Source organism: Pseudomonas sp. SWI36 (assembly GCF_002948105.1).
Taxonomy (GTDB): Bacteria; Pseudomonadota; Gammaproteobacteria; order Pseudomonadales; family Pseudomonadaceae; genus Aquipseudomonas; species Aquipseudomonas alloputida.
In genome coordinates, this window is record NZ_CP026675.1 from 4,027,969 (window position 1) to 4,044,394 (window position 16,426).

Here is a 16,426-nt window from a genome sequence, read left to right on the forward strand (position 1 = left end):
ACAACCCAAAGGCCCAAAAGCTCAAAGCTTAAGCGCTGGTTCTGATCGAGCGTACAGTCCGTTTGCGATGGCGACGCCAACTCACCTTTCCGCCCTTACGGCGGGTCCCTTTTTGTCGTGGCAAAAAGGGACCAAAAACCGTCGGCTCCCATCATCCGGCCCCTACGCTGCGCTCCGGGGTCCCCTCGCTCCGGCCTTGCTCCCGGGAGCACGCGCTGCAGGCCCCATCCATGGGGCCTCAGCGCTTGACGGGCATCCATGCCCGTCATCTCCCTCCGCAAGGCCTCCACTCGGCCTCCTGAAGTCGCAATCTGCGTCGCCTGGACTACCGCGCGCTTAGAAGCAAGATCAAAAGCGAAAAGCGAAAAGCGAAAAGCGCTCAGCGCCGCACTTGCTTGAGGGTTTCGGCAATCAGGAATGCCAACTCCAGCGACTGATCAGCATTCATCCGCGGATCACAATGGGTGTGATACCGGTCAGACAACGCATCCTCGGTGATCGGCCGGGCACCGCCGATGCATTCGGTGACGTTCTGCCCAGTCATCTCGATATGGATACCGCCAGCATGGCTGCCCTCGGCCTGGTGTACCTGGAAGAACTGCTTCACCTCATCCAGAATCTGCGCAAAATCGCGGGTCTTGTAACCGCTGCTGGCCTTGATGGTGTTGCCGTGCATCGGATCGGAACTCCACAGCACCTTGCGCCCCTCGCGCTCGACAGTGCGGATCAGCCCCGGCAAGTGGTCGCCAACCTTGCCCGCGCCCATGCGCACGATCAGGTTCAGACGCCCCGGGTCGTTCGCCGGGTTGAGCGTGTCGATCAGGCGGATCAGCTCTTCGGGGTTCATGCTCGGGCCAACCTTGACCCCAATCGGGTTGTGCACGCCACGCAGGAACTCCACATGAGCCCCATCGAGCTGGCGGGTGCGGTCGCCAATCCACAGCATGTGCGCCGAGCAGTCGTAGTAGTCGCCAGTCAGGCTGTCCTGGCGCACGAAGGCTTCTTCATAGTTCAGCAGCAGCGCTTCGTGAGCCGTGAAGAAGCTGGTTTCGCGCAGTTGCGGCGCACTGTCCAGGCCACAGGCACGCATGAACGCCAGGGTTTCATCGATGCGATTGGCCAATTGGTGGTACTTGTCGGCCAGCGCCGAGTTGGCGATGAAGTCCAGGTTCCACTTGTGCACCTGATGCAGGTCGGCAAACCCGCCCTGGGCGAACGCACGCAGCAGGTTGAGGCTGGCGGTGGCCTGGTGGTAGGCCTGCAGCAGGCGTTCCGGGTCCGGAATGCGGCTTTTGGCGTCGAAGCCGATGCCGTTGACGATGTCGCCACGGTAGGCGGGGAGGGTGACGTCGCCGATGGTTTCATCGCCAGATGAGCGCGGTTTGGCGAACTGCCCGGCCATACGCCCCACTTTCACCACCGGGCAGCCGGCGGCAAAGGTCATGACAATGGCCATTTGCAGCAGCACCTTGAAGGTGTCACGGATTTTTGCAGCCGAGAACTCCGCGAAGCTCTCGGCGCAATCGCCGCCCTGAAGCAGGAAGGCACGGCCTTCGGTGACCTCGGCGAACTGCCGGCGCAGCTCGCGCGCCTCACCCGCGAACACCAGCGGCGGGTAGCTGGCCAGGGTCTGTTCAACCTTCAGCAGGTGCGCGGCATCGGGGTAGGTCGGTTGCTGCTGGATCGGCAGGGCGCGCCAGCTGTCGGGGCTCCACGGTTGGTTCATCTTGGGCTCGGTCTTGTCGGTTGTAGGCTATGAGCCATGGTAACAGTTGGCGCTGCGCTTGTTGCATCAAGGGTGTTGGCGGACAATGCGCGTTTTTGCGCAGGTGGGTGGTGGACATGACGGCGGAACGGCAAGAGCGGCTGCTGGCACGGGTGGAGGATGCGTTTGGCGTCATCAGCGTGTACGAAGTAGACGACTACCGCTTTCTGGAATTCGGCGATGCGATCGAGCAAAGCTGCGTGTTCACCGCCGACCCCAGCTGGCTGGAGTACGACTATACCCGCGCCATGCTGGTGGGGGCGCTGTGCCACGAATCGCCGGAGAGCGCACTGTTTCTGGGCCTGGGCGCCGGCACGCTGACCCAGGCCTGCATGAAGTTCCTGCCGCTGGAAGACATCGAGGCCATCGAACTGCGCCCGGATGTGCCGCGCCTGGCCATGGATTACCTGGGCCTGGATGACGACCCGCGGCTGTATGTGCGCATCGGCGATGCCCTGGAGCTGCTGCCCACGGCAGAGAAGGCCGACCTGCTGTTCGTTGACTTGTACACCGACCATGGTCCTGGGGTCGGGCACCTGGCGTGGAACTTCCTGGAGAACTGCCAGCAGCACCTGAACCCGGGCGGCTGGCTGGTGATCAACCAGTGGGCCACCGATGATGGCAGGCCGCTGGGCGCGGCGTTGCTGCGCGGGTTGTACCACCGGCATTACTGGGAGCTGCCTGTGAAGGAGGGCAATGTGATTCTGCTGGTGCCGGCAGACCTGGAGCAGTCGCTGGACCTGGACGGTTTGAGAGCCCGGGCCGAGGCGCTGGCGCCGCGTTTGGGGTACAGCCTCGATGGGCTGATCCGCGAGATTCGGCCGGCTACGTGAGTGGCTGACGCGCGCCGACACCGAGCGCGTAAGGCTTCAGGGGATTATCGATTCAGCCTGTCGTGCGCGATGGCCCGATACTGGCCCTGCCTCCATGAAAATTTTCCTCACGTACGCGACTATTTCAGGTATAGTACGCGCCGGTCTTTTAGCGGACCTCAAAATCAGGTGGTGCAAATCCTCCGAGTCCAGCTTCGGCTGCGCGTCCGCTAGGCGGACCTTCCCAAGTTTTCTTTTTCAATCGTTTTCGCAAATCCCCGCCGCCAAAGCTGCCTGGGTGACCTGACGGTCTTTCAAGGCATGTGCAGCTTTGGAGCATGGGTCTTTGCGGATGCACCTAGAGGCAGACCCATGACCCAGGAAACCGGCGGCTTCGCCGCTCTCGATCTTAACCCGAACATTGTTGCTGCCGTTGTGGCTACCGGCTACGAAGAGCCGTCCGCCATTCAGCAACAATCGATCCCGATCATCCTCGCCGGTCACGACATGATCGGCCAGGCGCAGACTGGCACCGGCAAAACCGCTGCCTTCGCCCTGCCGATCCTGAACAAGATCGATGTGAGCAAGCGCGAACCGCAAGCCCTGATCCTGGCGCCAACCCGTGAGTTGGCGCTGCAAGTTGCTACCGCTTTCGAAACCTACGCCAAGCAGATGCCGGGCGTGAACGTTGTCGCCGTCTACGGTGGTGCCCCGATGGGCCCACAGCTGCGTGCGATCCGCAACGGCGCGCAAATCGTCGTGGCCACCCCGGGCCGTCTGTGCGACCACCTGCGTCGTGACGAAAAAGTCTTGTCGACTGTACAGTACCTGGTACTGGACGAAGCCGACGAGATGCTGAAGCTGGGCTTCATGGACGACCTCGAAGTGATCTTCGACGCAATCCCGGCTACCCGTCAGACCGTACTGTTCTCCGCAACCCTGCCGTCTTCGATCCGTTCGATCGCCGAGCGTCACCTGCGTGAACCCAAGCACGTCAAGATCCAGACCAAGACCCAGACCGTTACCGCGATCGAGCAGGCCCACCTGATGGTCCACGCGGACCAGAAGATCCCGGCTGTGCTGCGTCTGCTGGAAGTGGAAGAGTTCGACGCGCTGATCGCCTTCGTGCGTACCAAGCAAGCCACCCTGGACCTGGCCGCCGCGCTTGAAGCCAAAGGCTACAAGGCTGCTGCACTGAACGGCGATATCGCTCAGAACCAGCGTGAGCGCGTGATCGACTCGCTCAAGGATGGCCGCCTGGACATCGTCGTCGCCACCGACGTCGCTGCCCGAGGCCTGGACGTACCGCGCATCACTCACGTGTTCAACGTTGACATGCCGTACGACCCGGAGTCCTACGTACACCGTATCGGCCGTACTGGCCGTGCCGGTCGCGATGGCCGTGCACTGTTGCTGGTTACCCCGCGTGAGCGCCGCATGCTGCAGGTGATCGAGCGTGTTACCGGGCAGAAGGTTGCCGAAGCGCGCCTGCCGAATGCCCAGGCCGTGCTGGATGCCCGCATCAAGAAGCTGACCTCGAGCCTGGCGCCGCTGGTAGCCGAAGCAGAAGCCACCCACGGCGAGCTGTTCGACCGCCTGACCACCGACCTGGGTTGCAGCGCGCGTGCCCTGGCTTCGGCCCTGCTGCGCAAGGCCACCAATGGCCAGGCGCTGGACCTGGCGGCGGTAGAGCGTGAGCAGCCGCTGGTGCCGAGCTTCGCCCCGCGTGGTGAGCGTACCGAGCGCGGTGAGCGTGGCGAGCGTCCTGACCGTGGTGACCGTGGTGACCGTGAGCGCCGTGCACCGCTGCCGTTGGCCGAAGGCCGCGTGCGTTGCCGTACCGCCCTGGGTGCCCGTGATGGCATCGCTGCCAAGAACCTGCTGGGTGCGATCCTCAACGAAGGTGGCCTGGCGCGTGACGCTATCGGCCGCATCCAGGTGCGCGACAGCTTCAGCCTGGTCGAGCTGCCGGAAGACGGCCTCGAGAAGCTGCTGTCCAAGCTCAAGGACACCCGCGTGGCTGGCAAGCAGCTGAAGCTGCGTCGCTACCGCGAGGATTGATCCTGGCGTAACGGAAAAATCCCCGGCTTAGGTCGGGGATTTTTTTTGCCTGTACCGGCCCTTTCGCGGGCTTGCCCGCTCCCACAGGTACTGAAATCTGTGGGGTACCTGTGGGAGCGGGCAAGCCCGCGAAAGGGCCCTTCAGTCGAACCGATAGATGTCCATCCCCAGCGCGCCCAGGGTAAACCCCTGATGCACCACGCCGAACTTGCTCCCGGCCCCGAGGGCAAAGAACAGCGGCAGCAAATGCTCATCACTGGGATGGTTGCGCACCGCAAACGGCGCCTGCTGCCGGTAATCCAGCAACGCCGCCTGGTCATCCTCCTGCAGCCGGTCTACCACCCAATCCCTGAACGCCAGCGCCCACGGCTCGATCACATCCGGCCCTGCATGCCAGTCCAGCTCACCCAGGTTGTGGGTAATGCTGCCCGAACCTATCAGCAGTACATCCTCGGCACGCAACCCCGCCAGTGCCTGGCCCACCTTCAGCTGCAGCGCCGGCCCCATGTGGCTGGGCAGGGAAACCTGCACCACGGGAATGCTGGCATCCGGGTACATCAGCGACAGCGGCACCCAGGCGCCATGGTCGAATGGGCGTTGCATGTCCAGCCGCGCGGGTAACCCCGCAGCCTTCAACCGCTCACTGACCTGACCAGCAAGCCCGGGCTCGCCCGGCGCCGGGTACTGCACCGCATACAGGGCCGGTGGGAAGCCGTAGAAGTCATGCCAGGTTTCGGGCTGTTCGCTGCCGGTGACCAGCAGCTCGCGGCTTTCCCAGTGTGCCGACACCACCACGATCGCTTTCGGCCGGGGCAGCGCGTTGGCCAACCCGGACAGTGCCGGCCCGCTGGCGCCGGGTTGCAGGGCAAGCATGGGGGAACCATGGGAAATGAACAGGCTGGGCAGCATGGCGGGGTCCTGAAGGTTAAGATGCAACCATCATCGATTAACTACAGATCGAAATCCAAACCAAGTTTTACCGACAAATCATCTAAAAATCGGGAGTAATCATGGAACCAGCGTTCTGGCAGCAGCGGTGGGCCGACAACCAGATCGGCTTTCACCAGGCGCAGGTGAACCCCTATCTGCAGACGTATTGGCCACAGTTGCAGTTGGCGCCCGGCAGCCGCGTGCTGGTGCCGTTGTGCGGCAAGAGCCTGGACTTGGCCTGGCTGGCAGGGCAGGGCCATCGCGTATTGGGTGTGGAGCTGTCGCGGCGGGCGGTGGAGGATTTTTTCCGTGAGCACGGGCTTGAGGCCGAAGTGCGGCAGCAGGGCGCATTCGAGGTTTGGCGCAGTGGGGATGTACAGCTGTGGTGTGGCGACTTCTTTGCCTTGCGGGCAGAGGATGTGGCTGACTGCGTGGGGCTGTATGACCGGGCGGCGGTGATTGCGCTGCCGGTGCAGATGCGTGCGCGGTATATGCAGCTGTTGTCGGGTTTGCTGCCGGCGAATTGCCGTGGGTTGGTGGTGACGCTGGAGTATGACCAGTCGTTGTTGGCCGGGCCGCCGTTTTCGGTCAGGGATGAAGAGCTGAGACAGGGGTTTGCGGGGTGGCAGGTGGAGCAGCTGGAGGCTGTGGAGGTGATTGAGGACAGCCCGAAGTTTGTGCAGGCCGGGGCGTCGAGTTTGTTGGAGCGGGTGTACCGGCTCAGCCGGTAAGCAGGTAGGGCAGGCTGACCCGCTCCCACAGAAGGCTGCGTAAGGCCGGGAATAAAAAAGGGCGACCGAAGTCGCCCTTTGTTTTCTCAGGTGAATCAGCCGCGCTGACGCAGGGCCTCGATGCGGTCTTCCAGCGGTGGGTGGCTCATCAGCAACCCGGCCAGGCCGTGCTTGAGGCCGCCATTGATGCCGAAAGCCTTCATGGTGTCCGGCATGTGCACTGGCAGGCCTTGTTCCACGCGCAGGCGCTGCAGGGCGCCGATCATTGCCGCGTTACCGGCCAACTGCGCACCGGCTTCGTCGGCGCGGAATTCGCGGCGGCGCGAGAACCACATCACGATCATGCTGGCCAGGATGCCAAGGATCAGCTCGGCAACAATGGTCGCCACATAGTAGGCAATGCCTTGGCCCTCTTCATTCTTGAAGATGACCTTGTCCACAAAGTTGCCGATGATGCGCGCAAAGAACATCACGAAGGTGTTCACCACGCCCTGCACTAGCGCCAGGGTGACCATGTCGCCGTTGGCAACGTGGCCGATTTCGTGGGCCAGTACCGCGCGCACTTCATCGGGCGAGAAGCGCTCCAGCAGGCCCTGGGACACCGCGACCAGCGCGTCGTTGCGGTTCCAGCCGGTGGCGAAGGCGTTGGCCTCGTAAGCCGGGAAGATACCCACCTCAGGCATTTTGATGCCCGCTTCGCGGGACAGCTCTTCGACCGTTTGCAGCAGCCACTGCTCGTGGCGGGTGCGCGGCTGGCTGATGATCTGGGTGCCGGTGGTCATCTTCGCCATCCACTTGGAGATGAACAGCGAGACGAGGGAGCCGGCAAAGCCGAACACGGCGCAGAACACCAGCAGGCTGCTGAGGTTCAGGTCGACCCCGTTGGCGGCCATGAACCCGTTGAAACCGAACAGGCTCAGGGTAATGCTTGCAACCAGCACCACCGCGAGGTTGGTGGCTACAAACAACAGAATGCGCATCATGGTTGTTACGTTCTCCTGACGGATGAGTTGTCGCTTACTGCGGGGTATATAAGGGGCCTGCCGCGCCGATTCAATCGGGGGACTATTTCAAACTGTGTACGGCGGAGTATGGCAGAGGATGGCGTGGGGGCTGTGGGATAGAGCGTTGCAGGATGTAAGAAACATTCGGCTTGGGGCTGCGTCAAGGCCGCTGGGGGTTTGCCGCAAGTGGTGTGGCGCCTGTGAGATCGAGCGCCGCCCGCGCGGCGCTTCGCGGGTAAACCCGCTCCTACGTTTGTTTCGGGCCAATTATGCCTGTGGGATTTGCGCGCGAACGCCCTGGCGCATGCCTCGATATCGCGTCGTACAAACAAGGCGATCGCGCGCGCCTGGCACAGGATGGACTGGCCCGAAACAAACGTAGGAGCGGGTTTACCCGCGAAGCGCCGCGCGGGCGGCGCTCGATCTACGCCCCACCACCAACCCCGCGTCGAACCTCTCGTCGCCCCCGGCGCCCCCCGGCGCCCCCCGGCGCCCCCCCCCGTCGAACCCTACTGCGAATAACCCTTCAGGAAATTGCCGATCCGGCCAATTGCCGCTTCCAGGTCATCCACCCGCGGCAAGGTCACCACGCGGAAGTGGTCCGGCCAGGGCCAGTTGAACGCCGTTCCTTGTACGATCAGCAGCTTCTCCGACAGTAGCAGGTCAAGGGCGAACTTCTCGTCGTTGAGGATCGGGCAAACCTTCGGGTCGATCCGCGGGAACGCATACAGCGCACCCATCGGCTTCACGCAGCTGACGCCAGGGATGTCGTTGAGCAGTTCGTAGGTGCGGTTGCGTTGCTCCAGCAGGCGGCCTGGCGGCAGCACCAGGTCGTTGATGCTCTGGTAGCCGCCCAGCGCGGTCTGGATGGCATGCTGGGCCGGCACGTTGGCGCACAGGCGCATGTTGGCCAGCATGTCGATGCCTTCGATGTAGCTTTGTGCGTGGTGCTTGGGCCCGGAGATGATCAGCCAGCCGGAGCGGAAACCCGCCACCCGGTACGACTTGGACAAGCCGTTGAAGGTCAGGCACAGCAGGTCCGGGGCCAGCGAGGCGGTGCTGATGTGCACGGCTTCGTCGTACAGGATCTTGTCGTAGATCTCGTCGGAGAACACCACCAGGTTGTGCTGGCGCGCCAGCTCCAGCATGCCCAGCAGCAGCTCCTTGGAGTAGACCGCGCCGGTCGGGTTGTTCGGGTTGATGATCACCAGCGCCTTGGTGTTCGGGGTGATCTTGGCCTTGATGTCCTCAAGGTCCGGGAACCAGTCGGCCTGCTCGTCGCACAGGTAGTGCACCGGCTTGCCGCCGGCCAGGCTCACGGCGGCTGTCCACAGTGGGTAGTCGGGGGCCGGGATCAGCACTTCGTCGCCGTTGTTGAGCAGCGCCTGCATCGACATGACGATCAGCTCGGACACACCATTACCCAGGTAGATGTCCTCGATGGTGACGCCTTCGATTTCTTTCTGCTGGCAGTACTGCATCACCGCCTTGCGTGCGCTGAACAGGCCTTTGGAGTCGCTGTAGCCCTGTGCGGTGGGCAGGTTGCGGATCACATCCTGAAGGATTTCATCAGGCGCCTCGAAGCCAAACGGCGCCGGGTTGCCGATGTTCAGCTTGAGGATGCGGTGACCTTCCTCCTCCAGGCGTTTGGCGTGCTTGAGCACTGGGCCGCGAATGTCGTAGCAGACATTGGCGAGCTTGTTCGATTTGCTGAACTGCATGATGGGATCCCGATTGAGAAAACGCGCTACGCCCCGCCGAAAGGTTTGAAAGGGCAGGAAGCGGGTGCCAGACTGAACGCCTGGCACACGAAGCCAACTAATATACGTGCCACCCGCGCCCCGGAAAAGACGGTGCGGGGTGAAATTCAGCCTGCCGAGGTCCCTACATGAAAAAGATCGAAAAAACCCTGGACGAATGGCGGTCGATGCTCGACCCCGAGCAGTACCAGGTCTGCCGCCTCAAGGGCACCGAACGGCCATTCAGCGGCAAGTACAACAGCGAGCGCCGCGACGGCATCTACCACTGCATCTGTTGCGGCCTGCCGCTGTTCGATGCGCAGACCAAGTTCGACGCCGGCTGCGGCTGGCCGAGCTTCTACGCGCCGATCGAGGACAGCGCGATGATCGAGATCCGCGACACGTCCCACGGCATGATCCGCACCGAGGTCACCTGCGCCCGTTGTGACGCGCACCTGGGGCATGTGTTCCCTGATGGCCCGCCACCGACCGGCCTGCGCTACTGCATCAACTCGGTGTGCATCGACCTTCGTCCGCGCGACTGACCGGAGCCCGACCATGGCTGCAACGATGCTGAACATTCCCTGCGTGACCCTGGGCGGCGAGCACAAGACGCTCGGCGACTTCCCGGGCAAGGTGCTGTTGGTGGTCAATACCGCCAGCCAGTGCGGTTTTACCCCGCAGTACAAGGGCCTGGAGCAACTGTGGCAGGCCTACCGCGACCGTGGCCTGATGGTACTGGGTTTCCCGTGCAACCAGTTCGGCAAGCAGGAACCTGGCGATGCGCGGGAAATTGCGCAGTTCTGTGAGCGTAATTTCGGCGTGAGTTTTCCGCTGTTTCGCAAGGTCGAGGTCAACGGCCCGGGCGCTCACCCTCTGTTCGTCGAACTCAAGCAGCGCGCGCCGGGTATTTTGGGTAGCCAGAAGATCAAGTGGAACTTCACCAAGTTTCTGGTCGACCCGGCCAGTGGCCAGGTCAAGCGCTATGCCCCCACCACCAAGCCACAGGCCCTGGAGGCGGACATCGAGCGTTTGCTCAGCCGCTGAAGGGCACCCAATGGTCGACCAGGGCCATTAGCTCTTCGCGGCGGAATGGCTTGGCCAGGTAGTCGTTCATGCCCGCCGCCCGGCAGCGTTCGCGTTCTTCGGGCATGGCGTTGGCGGTGAGGGCGACGATGGGCAACTCGGGCCAGCGGCCGCTTTGGCGGATACGCCGGCTGGCCTCGTAGCCGTCCATCACCGGCATGTTGCAGTCCATCAGCACCAGGTCGAATTCCTCACGCGCCAGCAGCTCAAGGGCCTCCGCGCCCTGGGTGGCCAGTTGCACCTGGCAGCCGAGCTTGGCCAGCATGCCCTTGGCCACCAGCTGGTTCACCGGGTTGTCCTCTACCAGCAGGATCCTCGCACGGCCTTGTTCCTGGGTAATGGCCGGGATGGCCAGCGGGTGTTCGGGCTCATGGCCTTGCAAGGTGCGGCGCAGGGTCTGGTACAGGGCGTTGCGTGCCAATGGTCGGGCCAACTGGTGCAGCGGGGCCAAAGCCAGGGACTGCTCGTTGGGCAGGAAGTTGCCGTAGGCAGTCACCAGCAGAATCGGGGTTTTCAATGCCGGGCGCAGTTCGAACAGGTGCTCGACGTCGTCGGTGATCAACAGGTCGATCACTGCCGCATCCAGCGTGGTGCAACTGTCATGGCGCTGGTAGGTCAGGCCCCAGGCGGGCAACAAGTGCTGCAACAGTTCATTGAGCCCGCTGCCGGCTGCGCTCAGTGCGGCCACGCGGCCATGCAAGGGCACTGGCGGGATGGCTTCGGTGTGCACGGTCAGTGGCAACTCGGCGGTAAAACAGCTGCCAAAGCCCGGCTCGGAGCGAATGTGCAGGTGGCCCTGCATGGCCTTGCACAGGTTGCGCGTCAGCGCCAGGCCCAGGCCGGTGCCACCGTACTGGCGGGTGATGCCGGCGCCGGCCTGGGTGAAAGGCTGGAAGATGCGCGCCTGGGCGTCTTCGGGGATGCCGATGCCGGTATCCCGTACCTCCAGACGCACACCACCGACAATGGCCGCCAGGCGCACGTCGACGCGGCCGAAGCGGGTGAATTTCAGCGCGTTGGACAGCAGGTTGCTGACGATCTGCCGCACACGCGTGGGGTCGCCAAGCACGCTGCTGGGGAAGTCGCTGTCGATCAGGCAGGTCAGCTCCACGCTTTGCGCGGTGTTCTGCGACAGCAGGTTGGCGGTGTCTTCCACCATCGAGCCCATGTCGAACGCAATGCGTTCCAGCTCCAGCTGGCCGGCATCGAACTTGGACAAGTCGAGAATATCGTTCAGCAGCTCTACCAGCACCTTGCCCGAGTCATGGGCGATAGCCAGTTGCTGGCGTTGCTCGCTGGGCAGCGGGTTGTCCAGCGCCAGGGCGATCATGCCGAGCATGCCGTTGAGCGGGGTGCGGATTTCGTGGCTCATGTTGGCCAGGAAGGCGGCGCGTGCCTGGGCCATGTCCAGCGCTCGGCTGCGGGCTTGTTCCAGCTCCTGGTTGGACAGGCTCAGGCTGCTGTTGCTGGCCTTGAGCTCGTTGGTGCGCGCCGACACGATGTCTTCCAGCTCGTTCAGGTACTGGGTCAGGCGGTTTTCCGCGGTGCGCCGCTGTTCGATCTCGGTGGCCATGCTGACGAACTGCTGGTTGGCGACCTTCACCAGCACGCCGATTTCGTCATGCTCGTGTCCGTGTGGGCATTCCAGGCGAGTTTGCCGGGGTTTGCGCGGATCGCTGCCGCTGAGTGCGCCAATCACCGTCACCAGCGGCTTGGTCAGCATCATGTAGAACAGCGCCAGCAGGAGGCCGGTGAGCACCAGGCTGCGGGCAAAGCCATTGAGCAGGGTGATGCCGGCACGGTCGAGAAAGCGGCTGCCGAAGGCGAAGGTGTCGATGTCCAGGTACAGGGTGCCCAGGTATTCCTCTGGCATGTGGGTCAGGTACAGGCGCTCCTTGAACTGGCGTTGCTCGCCGAACAGGAAGTCGCTGAGTGGCCGGGAGCGGTCCTGCAGTTTTGGCCGCTCGACATCGGCCAGCACCGTTTCGTTGTTGTCGATCAGCCGCGCGCGGATGACGGCCGGCGACTGCAGCAGGCCGCGGGTCAGCTCCAGCGCCAGTTCCGAGTCGATGTTGTAGGCGATGCGCGAGGCCGGGTTGTGGCTGATTTGCAGCAACGCGTTCACTTCACGGTTGATGGACGCGTCTTCGCTGGCATAATCGATGCCGATCTGGATGAGACTGAGCAATGTTCCCAGGATGAAGCCGACCAGGACTGTCAACCGGGCTTGCTTGTATGACAGGCGATTGGTGAACTTGATATCCATGAGTCCCGAGCCGGTTTCCCGTTCCTTGCGCTGCGCAAGCATAGCCGAATAGCCCTGGCTGCTGGTGGGTCTGTCTGTTCATTTCAGTTGATCGCCAAGCGGGGGTCGCTTGGCGCCCCTTCGCGGGCTTGCCCGCTCCCACAGGTACAGCTTAGCCCCAGGCTGCAAGCCCTGTGGGAGCGGGCAAGCCCGCGAAGGGGCGCGCAGCGGCCCCCAAAAAACTGAAATTGTTAGGAGTCGTCATGGACGCTCGCTTGATCGCTTTTCTGGACCGCGCCGAATCGGTACTGGCGCGCCTTGAACCCCTGTTGCCGGCACAACGCCCGCACATCGACTGGGGCACCACACTGGCCGCGCGCTGGCAGCGTGATGGCCGCAGCGGCTACCTGCTGCCGCTGGACGTCAGCCTGGACATCCGCCTGACCGACCTGATCGGCGTCGACAAACAGCGCGACCAGCTGGGCCGCAACACCCACCAGTTCATCAACGGCCTGCCAGCCAACCACGCGTTGCTGTGGGGCTCGCGTGGTACCGGCAAGTCGTCGCTGGTACGTGCCCTGCTGGCCGAGCACGCCAGCGCCGGCCTGCGCCTGATCGAAATTGAACGTGACCACCTGGCCGACCTGCCACGGGTGGTCGAGCAGCTGCAGAAGCTGCCGCAACGCTTCATCCTGTTCTGCGACGACCTGTCGTTCGAAGCCGGGGAGGGTGACTACCGGGTGCTCAAGAGCGTGCTCGACGGCTCGCTGGAGCAGGCCCCGGACAATGTGCTGCTGTACGCCACCTCCAACCGCCGCCACCTGGTGCCCGAGAAGGAAAGCGACAACGAGAACTGGAAGCGTGTCGACGGCGAACTGCACCCCAGCGAAGCGGTGGAGGACAAGATTGCCCTGTCTGACCGTTTTGGCCTGTGGCTGTCGTTCTACCCGTTCACCCAGGACCACTTCCTGAACGTTGTCGAGCACTGGATTGGCCAGTTGGCACAACCTGCGGGCCTTGTGTGGCAGCGCACCGAAGAACTCGACATCCTCGCCGTGCGCTGGGCCACCGGCCGCGGTAACCGTAATGGCCGTTGTGCCTATCAGTTCGCCCGCTACTGGGTCGGGCTGCAATTGCTGGAGCAAAAGTAAATGATCGACCTCAATGCCAGTGGCGCCGGCCTCGACGGCTATAACCTGCTGGCGGCGCAAGTGCAGGCGCTGTTCGCCGACGAGCGTGACTTCATCGCCAACGCCGCGCAGTTTTCCGCGTTTCTGTATAACCAGGTGGACGACCTGAACTGGGCGGGGTTCTACCTCAACCGCAACGAAGAGCTGGTACTGGGCCCGTTCCAGGGCCAGGTGGCGTGTGTGCGTATTCCGTTCAGTAAAGGTGTGTGCGGGGCTGCGGCGGCAACGCGGCAGACCCAGCGGGTCGAGGATGTTCATGCATTCCCGGGCCACATTGCCTGTGACAGCGCTTCCAACAGCGAGCTGGTGATCCCGTTGGTGAAGGACGGCAGGTTGATTGGCGTGCTGGACCTGGACAGCCCGACGGTCGGGCGGTTCAGCGAGGCGGATCAGGTGGGGCTGGAGCGTTTGGCAGCGATCTTTCTGACGTTGACTGACTGCTGATCGATGTTGCCTGTGCCGGCCTCTTCGCTTGTAGGAGCGGGTTTACTCGCGAATACGGTGGCGGCGGCAACGATGAATGACCAGGGATATTGGCCAGCAGCCCCGGCCCTTTCGCGGGTAAACCCGCTCCTACGACGGCCTGCGCCCAACACCCGATGTGGGTCCACCGCCGTGTAGGAGCGGGTTTACCCGCGAATACGGTGGCGGCGGCAACGATGAATGACCAGGGATATTGGCCAGCAGCCCCGGCCCTTTCGCGGGTAAACCCGCTCCTACGACGGCCTGCGCCCAACACCCGATGTGGGTACACCGCCGTGTAGGAGCGGGTTTACCCGCGAATACGGTGGCGGCGGCAACGATGAATGACCAGGGATATTGGCCAGCAGCCCCGGCCCTTTCGCGGGTAAACCCGCTCCTACGACGGCCTGCGCCCAACACCCGATGTGGGTACACCGCCGTGTAGGAGCGGGTTTACCCGCGAATACGGTGGCGGCGTCAACGATGAATGACCAGGGATATAGGCCAGCAGCCCCGGCCCTTTCGCGGGTACAGGTTAACCAATCAGTCGTAGATCACCTTCTTCTTCCAGGTTTCTTCCTCATCGGTCTTGAGCCCATCGGTCAATTCGTTGTGCTCGTCCTCCGCCGGTGCCATGCGGTCCAGCACCTGGGCATTGGCCCGGGCCAACAGTTTCTCAAGATACGTCAGCTGCTCTTCATACACCTTCGGCTCCGGCTGCTTGCGCAAATACTGCACGCCGCGCTCGAAGGCCAGGCGCGCCTGGCCGGGTTGGCCTTTTTGCAGGGCCTGTTGGCCGAGGTTGTTGAAGAACTCTATATGCAGCAGCACCAGGATATGACGGATTTCCTTGACCCAATGCTTGGCCTCGACGGCGGGCAAGAAGCCCTCATGGGCAGCGCGGGTCACCTGGTTGTGCAGCGCCTCCAGCAAGAAGCGTACGTCCTTGGCCTTGATCTCGGTGTGGATCGGGTTAGGTGGGTTGTTGACCGGGATCTTGTCACCCAGGGCAATCAGCCCTTCCAGTTCGGCGATGCGCGCCTTGAATTCGGCATTGCGCTTGTCCACCGCCAGCAGGCGCTGGTTGAGGTTCAGCTCCAGGCGGGTCAGCAGCAACTTGAGGGCCGGGGTCATGAACTGGCCGGGGAACGTCTCGGTGATCTCGCCACAGCGACGCAGGCGGTCGGCGAGCTCGATCTTCATCCGGGCGCGCTCAAGCTTGCCATTCTCGACCACATTGTTGAGGTAGCCGATCACGATCAGCAACGCGATGCCCGCCACGATGAGCAGGGTGATCAGAAGTGGTGTCACCGTTAATGCCTCATGAATAGGTTTGCATGATTGAGTGTAGGAGCGAGCGTGCTCGCGAGAGGCCCTGACAGCCATTCTCTTTTTCTATCGGCAAACTGTGCCATGACTGGATGCTGGCACATTAATGCTGACTTGACGCCAGAAAATCAACGCCAAACCCCAGCAGGCTTGCCAAAACAGCGCTGGGTGTACCCGGAAGTCATTGATTTAAATAAATTTCTACAAAGGGGTTGACGCCTTCCCGAACCATCCATAGAATGCGCGCCACTTGCAGCGTAAAGCACACAGCGAAACGCGGCAGGGAGTGAAAGCAGGCAGTAATGCCAGCAGCGTGTCCCCTTCGTCTAGTGGCCTAGGACACCGCCCTTTCACGGCGGTAACAGGGGTTCGAGTCCCCTAGGGGACGCCAATGCGGGAATAGCTCAGTTGGTAGAGCACGACCTTGCCAAGGTCGGGGTCGCGAGTTCGAGTCTCGTTTCCCGCTCCAGTTTCTCCGGCACTGCTTAACGGCGGGGCAGGAAAAGAAAATCCAGGCTGAATCGTGAGGTTCATGTTCTGGTGCACTGAAAAGTGTTGTGTGTCCCCTTCGTCTAGTGGCCTAGGACACCGCCCTTTCACGGCGGTAACAGGGGTTCGAGTCCCCTAGGGGACGCCAAATGCGGGAATAGCTCAGTTGGTAGAGCACGACCTTGCCAAGGTCGGGGTCGCGAGTTCGAGTCTCGTTTCCCGCTCCAGTTTAAATACTGTGGCGTCTATGCGGTGCAGTGGTGGTGAAGGCTGTAAAGGCGCTTCACGCCGAACGTGGTAATGCTTCAAATTGCGGGAATAGCTCAGTTGGTAGAGCACGACCTTGCCAAGGTCGGGGTCGCGAGTTCGAGTCTCGTTTCCCGCTCCAAATCAAGATCTACAGAGTCGCATGAGATTCTGTAAGTCCTCGAAAAAAGACGCTTCGGCGTCTTTTTTCGTTTCAGCGCAGTTTGCCTGAATCCATCATCAGCCTTGAAATTCAAAGTGCCACTGCTAGGCGCCCTTCCCACAGACGAACAGTGCAAAGCCTGCGGGGGCTATGAGGGCGTGGTTCCTTGTCGAA

At 62.5% G+C, this 16,426-nt stretch carries 12 protein-coding genes, 5 tRNA genes and 1 pseudogene; 12 read left to right on the plus strand and 6 right to left on the minus strand.

What is annotated here, in order from left to right; genetic code table 11:
- Nucleotides 1-379: 379 nt before the first annotated feature.
- Entirely contained in the window at nucleotides 380-1,726 is a 1,347-nt protein-coding gene (locus C4Q27_RS19310) for a class II 3-deoxy-7-phosphoheptulonate synthase (RefSeq protein WP_010952895.1), read from the minus strand.
- A 116-nt stretch (nucleotides 1,727-1,842) separates the two neighbouring features.
- Between C4Q27_RS19310 and C4Q27_RS19315 the strand changes: the two genes are divergently transcribed.
- Together C4Q27_RS19315 and C4Q27_RS19320 are read left to right on the plus strand one after the other, a co-directional pair.
- On the plus strand, nucleotides 1,843-2,598 hold the full coding sequence (locus tag C4Q27_RS19315) for a spermidine synthase (protein WP_010952896.1): 756 nt from the start codon (nucleotides 1,843-1,845) through the stop codon (nucleotides 2,596-2,598).
- 317 nt (nucleotides 2,599-2,915) lie between these two features.
- Nucleotides 2,916-4,638: pseudogene (locus C4Q27_RS19320) on the plus strand (DEAD/DEAH box helicase).
- 141 nt (nucleotides 4,639-4,779) lie between these two features.
- Here C4Q27_RS19320 and C4Q27_RS19325 read toward each other — a convergent pair.
- Nucleotides 4,780-5,547: a class III extradiol ring-cleavage dioxygenase gene (locus C4Q27_RS19325; protein ID WP_064491742.1), complete on the minus strand. Its 768-nt coding sequence runs from the start codon at nucleotides 5,545-5,547 to the stop codon at nucleotides 4,780-4,782.
- A 101-nt stretch (nucleotides 5,548-5,648) separates the two neighbouring features.
- Here C4Q27_RS19325 and C4Q27_RS19330 point away from each other — a divergent pair, with 101 nt between their 5' ends.
- The gene (locus tag C4Q27_RS19330; RefSeq protein WP_064491743.1) at nucleotides 5,649-6,299 is read left to right on the plus strand and encodes a thiopurine S-methyltransferase; all 651 of its coding nucleotides are present in this window, start codon (nucleotides 5,649-5,651) and stop codon (nucleotides 6,297-6,299) included.
- A 95-nt stretch (nucleotides 6,300-6,394) separates the two neighbouring features.
- Here C4Q27_RS19330 and htpX read toward each other — a convergent pair whose 3' ends face one another.
- Entirely contained in the window at nucleotides 6,395-7,282 is an 888-nt protein-coding gene (gene htpX / locus C4Q27_RS19335) for a protease HtpX (protein ID WP_104887210.1), read from the minus strand.
- Nucleotides 7,283-7,812: 530 nt separating this feature from the next.
- Entirely contained in the window at nucleotides 7,813-9,024 is a 1,212-nt protein-coding gene (locus C4Q27_RS19350; protein WP_012271123.1) for a pyridoxal phosphate-dependent aminotransferase, read from the minus strand.
- Nucleotides 9,025-9,191: 167 nt separating this feature from the next.
- Between C4Q27_RS19350 and msrB the strand changes: the two genes are divergently transcribed.
- Nucleotides 9,192-9,587, plus strand: coding sequence for a peptide-methionine (R)-S-oxide reductase MsrB (gene msrB, locus C4Q27_RS19355; RefSeq protein ID WP_010952901.1), 396 nt, complete (start codon nucleotides 9,192-9,194; stop codon nucleotides 9,585-9,587).
- 13 nt (nucleotides 9,588-9,600) lie between these two features.
- Nucleotides 9,601-10,089, plus strand: coding sequence for a glutathione peroxidase (locus C4Q27_RS19360; protein WP_064491528.1), 489 nt, complete (start codon nucleotides 9,601-9,603; stop codon nucleotides 10,087-10,089).
- On the opposite strand, the gene C4Q27_RS19365 is transcribed toward C4Q27_RS19360, so the two are convergent.
- Complete coding sequence (locus C4Q27_RS19365; RefSeq protein ID WP_064491527.1) at nucleotides 10,079-12,436, minus strand: ATP-binding protein; 2,358 nt, start codon at nucleotides 12,434-12,436, stop codon at nucleotides 10,079-10,081. The genes C4Q27_RS19360 and C4Q27_RS19365 overlap by 11 nt on opposite strands.
- A 200-nt stretch (nucleotides 12,437-12,636) precedes the next feature.
- On the opposite strand from C4Q27_RS19365, the gene C4Q27_RS19370 reads away from it, so the two are divergent.
- Nucleotides 12,637-13,524 (plus strand): ATP-binding protein, encoded by an 888-nt coding sequence (locus C4Q27_RS19370; protein ID WP_020191217.1) that lies wholly within the window; start codon nucleotides 12,637-12,639, stop codon nucleotides 13,522-13,524.
- Nucleotides 13,525-14,007 (plus strand): GAF domain-containing protein, encoded by a 483-nt coding sequence (locus tag C4Q27_RS19375; protein WP_020191218.1) that lies wholly within the window; start codon nucleotides 13,525-13,527, stop codon nucleotides 14,005-14,007.
- 561 nt (nucleotides 14,008-14,568) lie between these two features.
- Here the strand turns inward: C4Q27_RS19375 and C4Q27_RS19380 are convergent.
- Entirely contained in the window at nucleotides 14,569-15,336 is a 768-nt protein-coding gene (locus C4Q27_RS19380) for a hypothetical protein (protein ID WP_020193184.1), read from the minus strand.
- A 333-nt stretch (nucleotides 15,337-15,669) separates the two neighbouring features.
- On the opposite strand from C4Q27_RS19380, the gene C4Q27_RS19390 reads away from it, so the two are divergent.
- The 5 genes from C4Q27_RS19390 (at nucleotide 15,670) to C4Q27_RS19410 (ending at nucleotide 16,231) form a co-directional block, all read left to right on the plus strand.
- A tRNA-Glu gene (locus C4Q27_RS19390) sits at nucleotides 15,670-15,745 on the plus strand.
- Nucleotides 15,746-15,747: 2 nt separating this feature from the next.
- A tRNA-Gly gene (locus C4Q27_RS19395) sits at nucleotides 15,748-15,823 on the plus strand.
- A gap of 92 nt (nucleotides 15,824-15,915) precedes the next feature.
- Nucleotides 15,916-15,991 (plus strand) — tRNA-Glu (locus tag C4Q27_RS19400).
- A gap of 3 nt (nucleotides 15,992-15,994) precedes the next feature.
- Nucleotides 15,995-16,070: transfer RNA gene (locus C4Q27_RS19405), tRNA-Gly, on the plus strand.
- 85 nt (nucleotides 16,071-16,155) lie between these two features.
- Nucleotides 16,156-16,231: transfer RNA gene (locus C4Q27_RS19410), tRNA-Gly, on the plus strand.
- Nucleotides 16,232-16,426: the final 195 nt, after the last annotated feature.

Bases quoted from the DNA above. Each gene is read 5' to 3' on its own strand.
- C4Q27_RS19310 (WP_010952895.1), bottom strand. From the start codon at position 1,726: ATGAACCAACCGTGGAGCCCCGACAGCTGGCGCGCCCTGCCGATCCAG.
- C4Q27_RS19315 (WP_010952896.1), top strand. From the start codon at position 1,843: ATGACGGCGGAACGGCAAGAGCGGCTGCTGGCACGGGTGGAGGATGCG.
- C4Q27_RS19325 (WP_064491742.1), bottom strand. From the start codon at position 5,547: ATGCTGCCCAGCCTGTTCATTTCCCATGGTTCCCCCATGCTTGCCCTG.
- C4Q27_RS19330 (WP_064491743.1), top strand. From the start codon at position 5,649: ATGGAACCAGCGTTCTGGCAGCAGCGGTGGGCCGACAACCAGATCGGC.
- htpX (WP_104887210.1), bottom strand. From the start codon at position 7,282: ATGATGCGCATTCTGTTGTTTGTAGCCACCAACCTCGCGGTGGTGCTG.
- C4Q27_RS19350 (WP_012271123.1), bottom strand. From the start codon at position 9,024: ATGCAGTTCAGCAAATCGAACAAGCTCGCCAATGTCTGCTACGACATT.
- msrB (WP_010952901.1), top strand. From the start codon at position 9,192: ATGAAAAAGATCGAAAAAACCCTGGACGAATGGCGGTCGATGCTCGAC.
- C4Q27_RS19360 (WP_064491528.1), top strand. From the start codon at position 9,601: ATGGCTGCAACGATGCTGAACATTCCCTGCGTGACCCTGGGCGGCGAG.
- C4Q27_RS19365 (WP_064491527.1), bottom strand. From the start codon at position 12,436: ATGCTTGCGCAGCGCAAGGAACGGGAAACCGGCTCGGGACTCATGGAT.
- C4Q27_RS19370 (WP_020191217.1), top strand. From the start codon at position 12,637: ATGGACGCTCGCTTGATCGCTTTTCTGGACCGCGCCGAATCGGTACTG.
- C4Q27_RS19375 (WP_020191218.1), top strand. From the start codon at position 13,525: ATGATCGACCTCAATGCCAGTGGCGCCGGCCTCGACGGCTATAACCTG.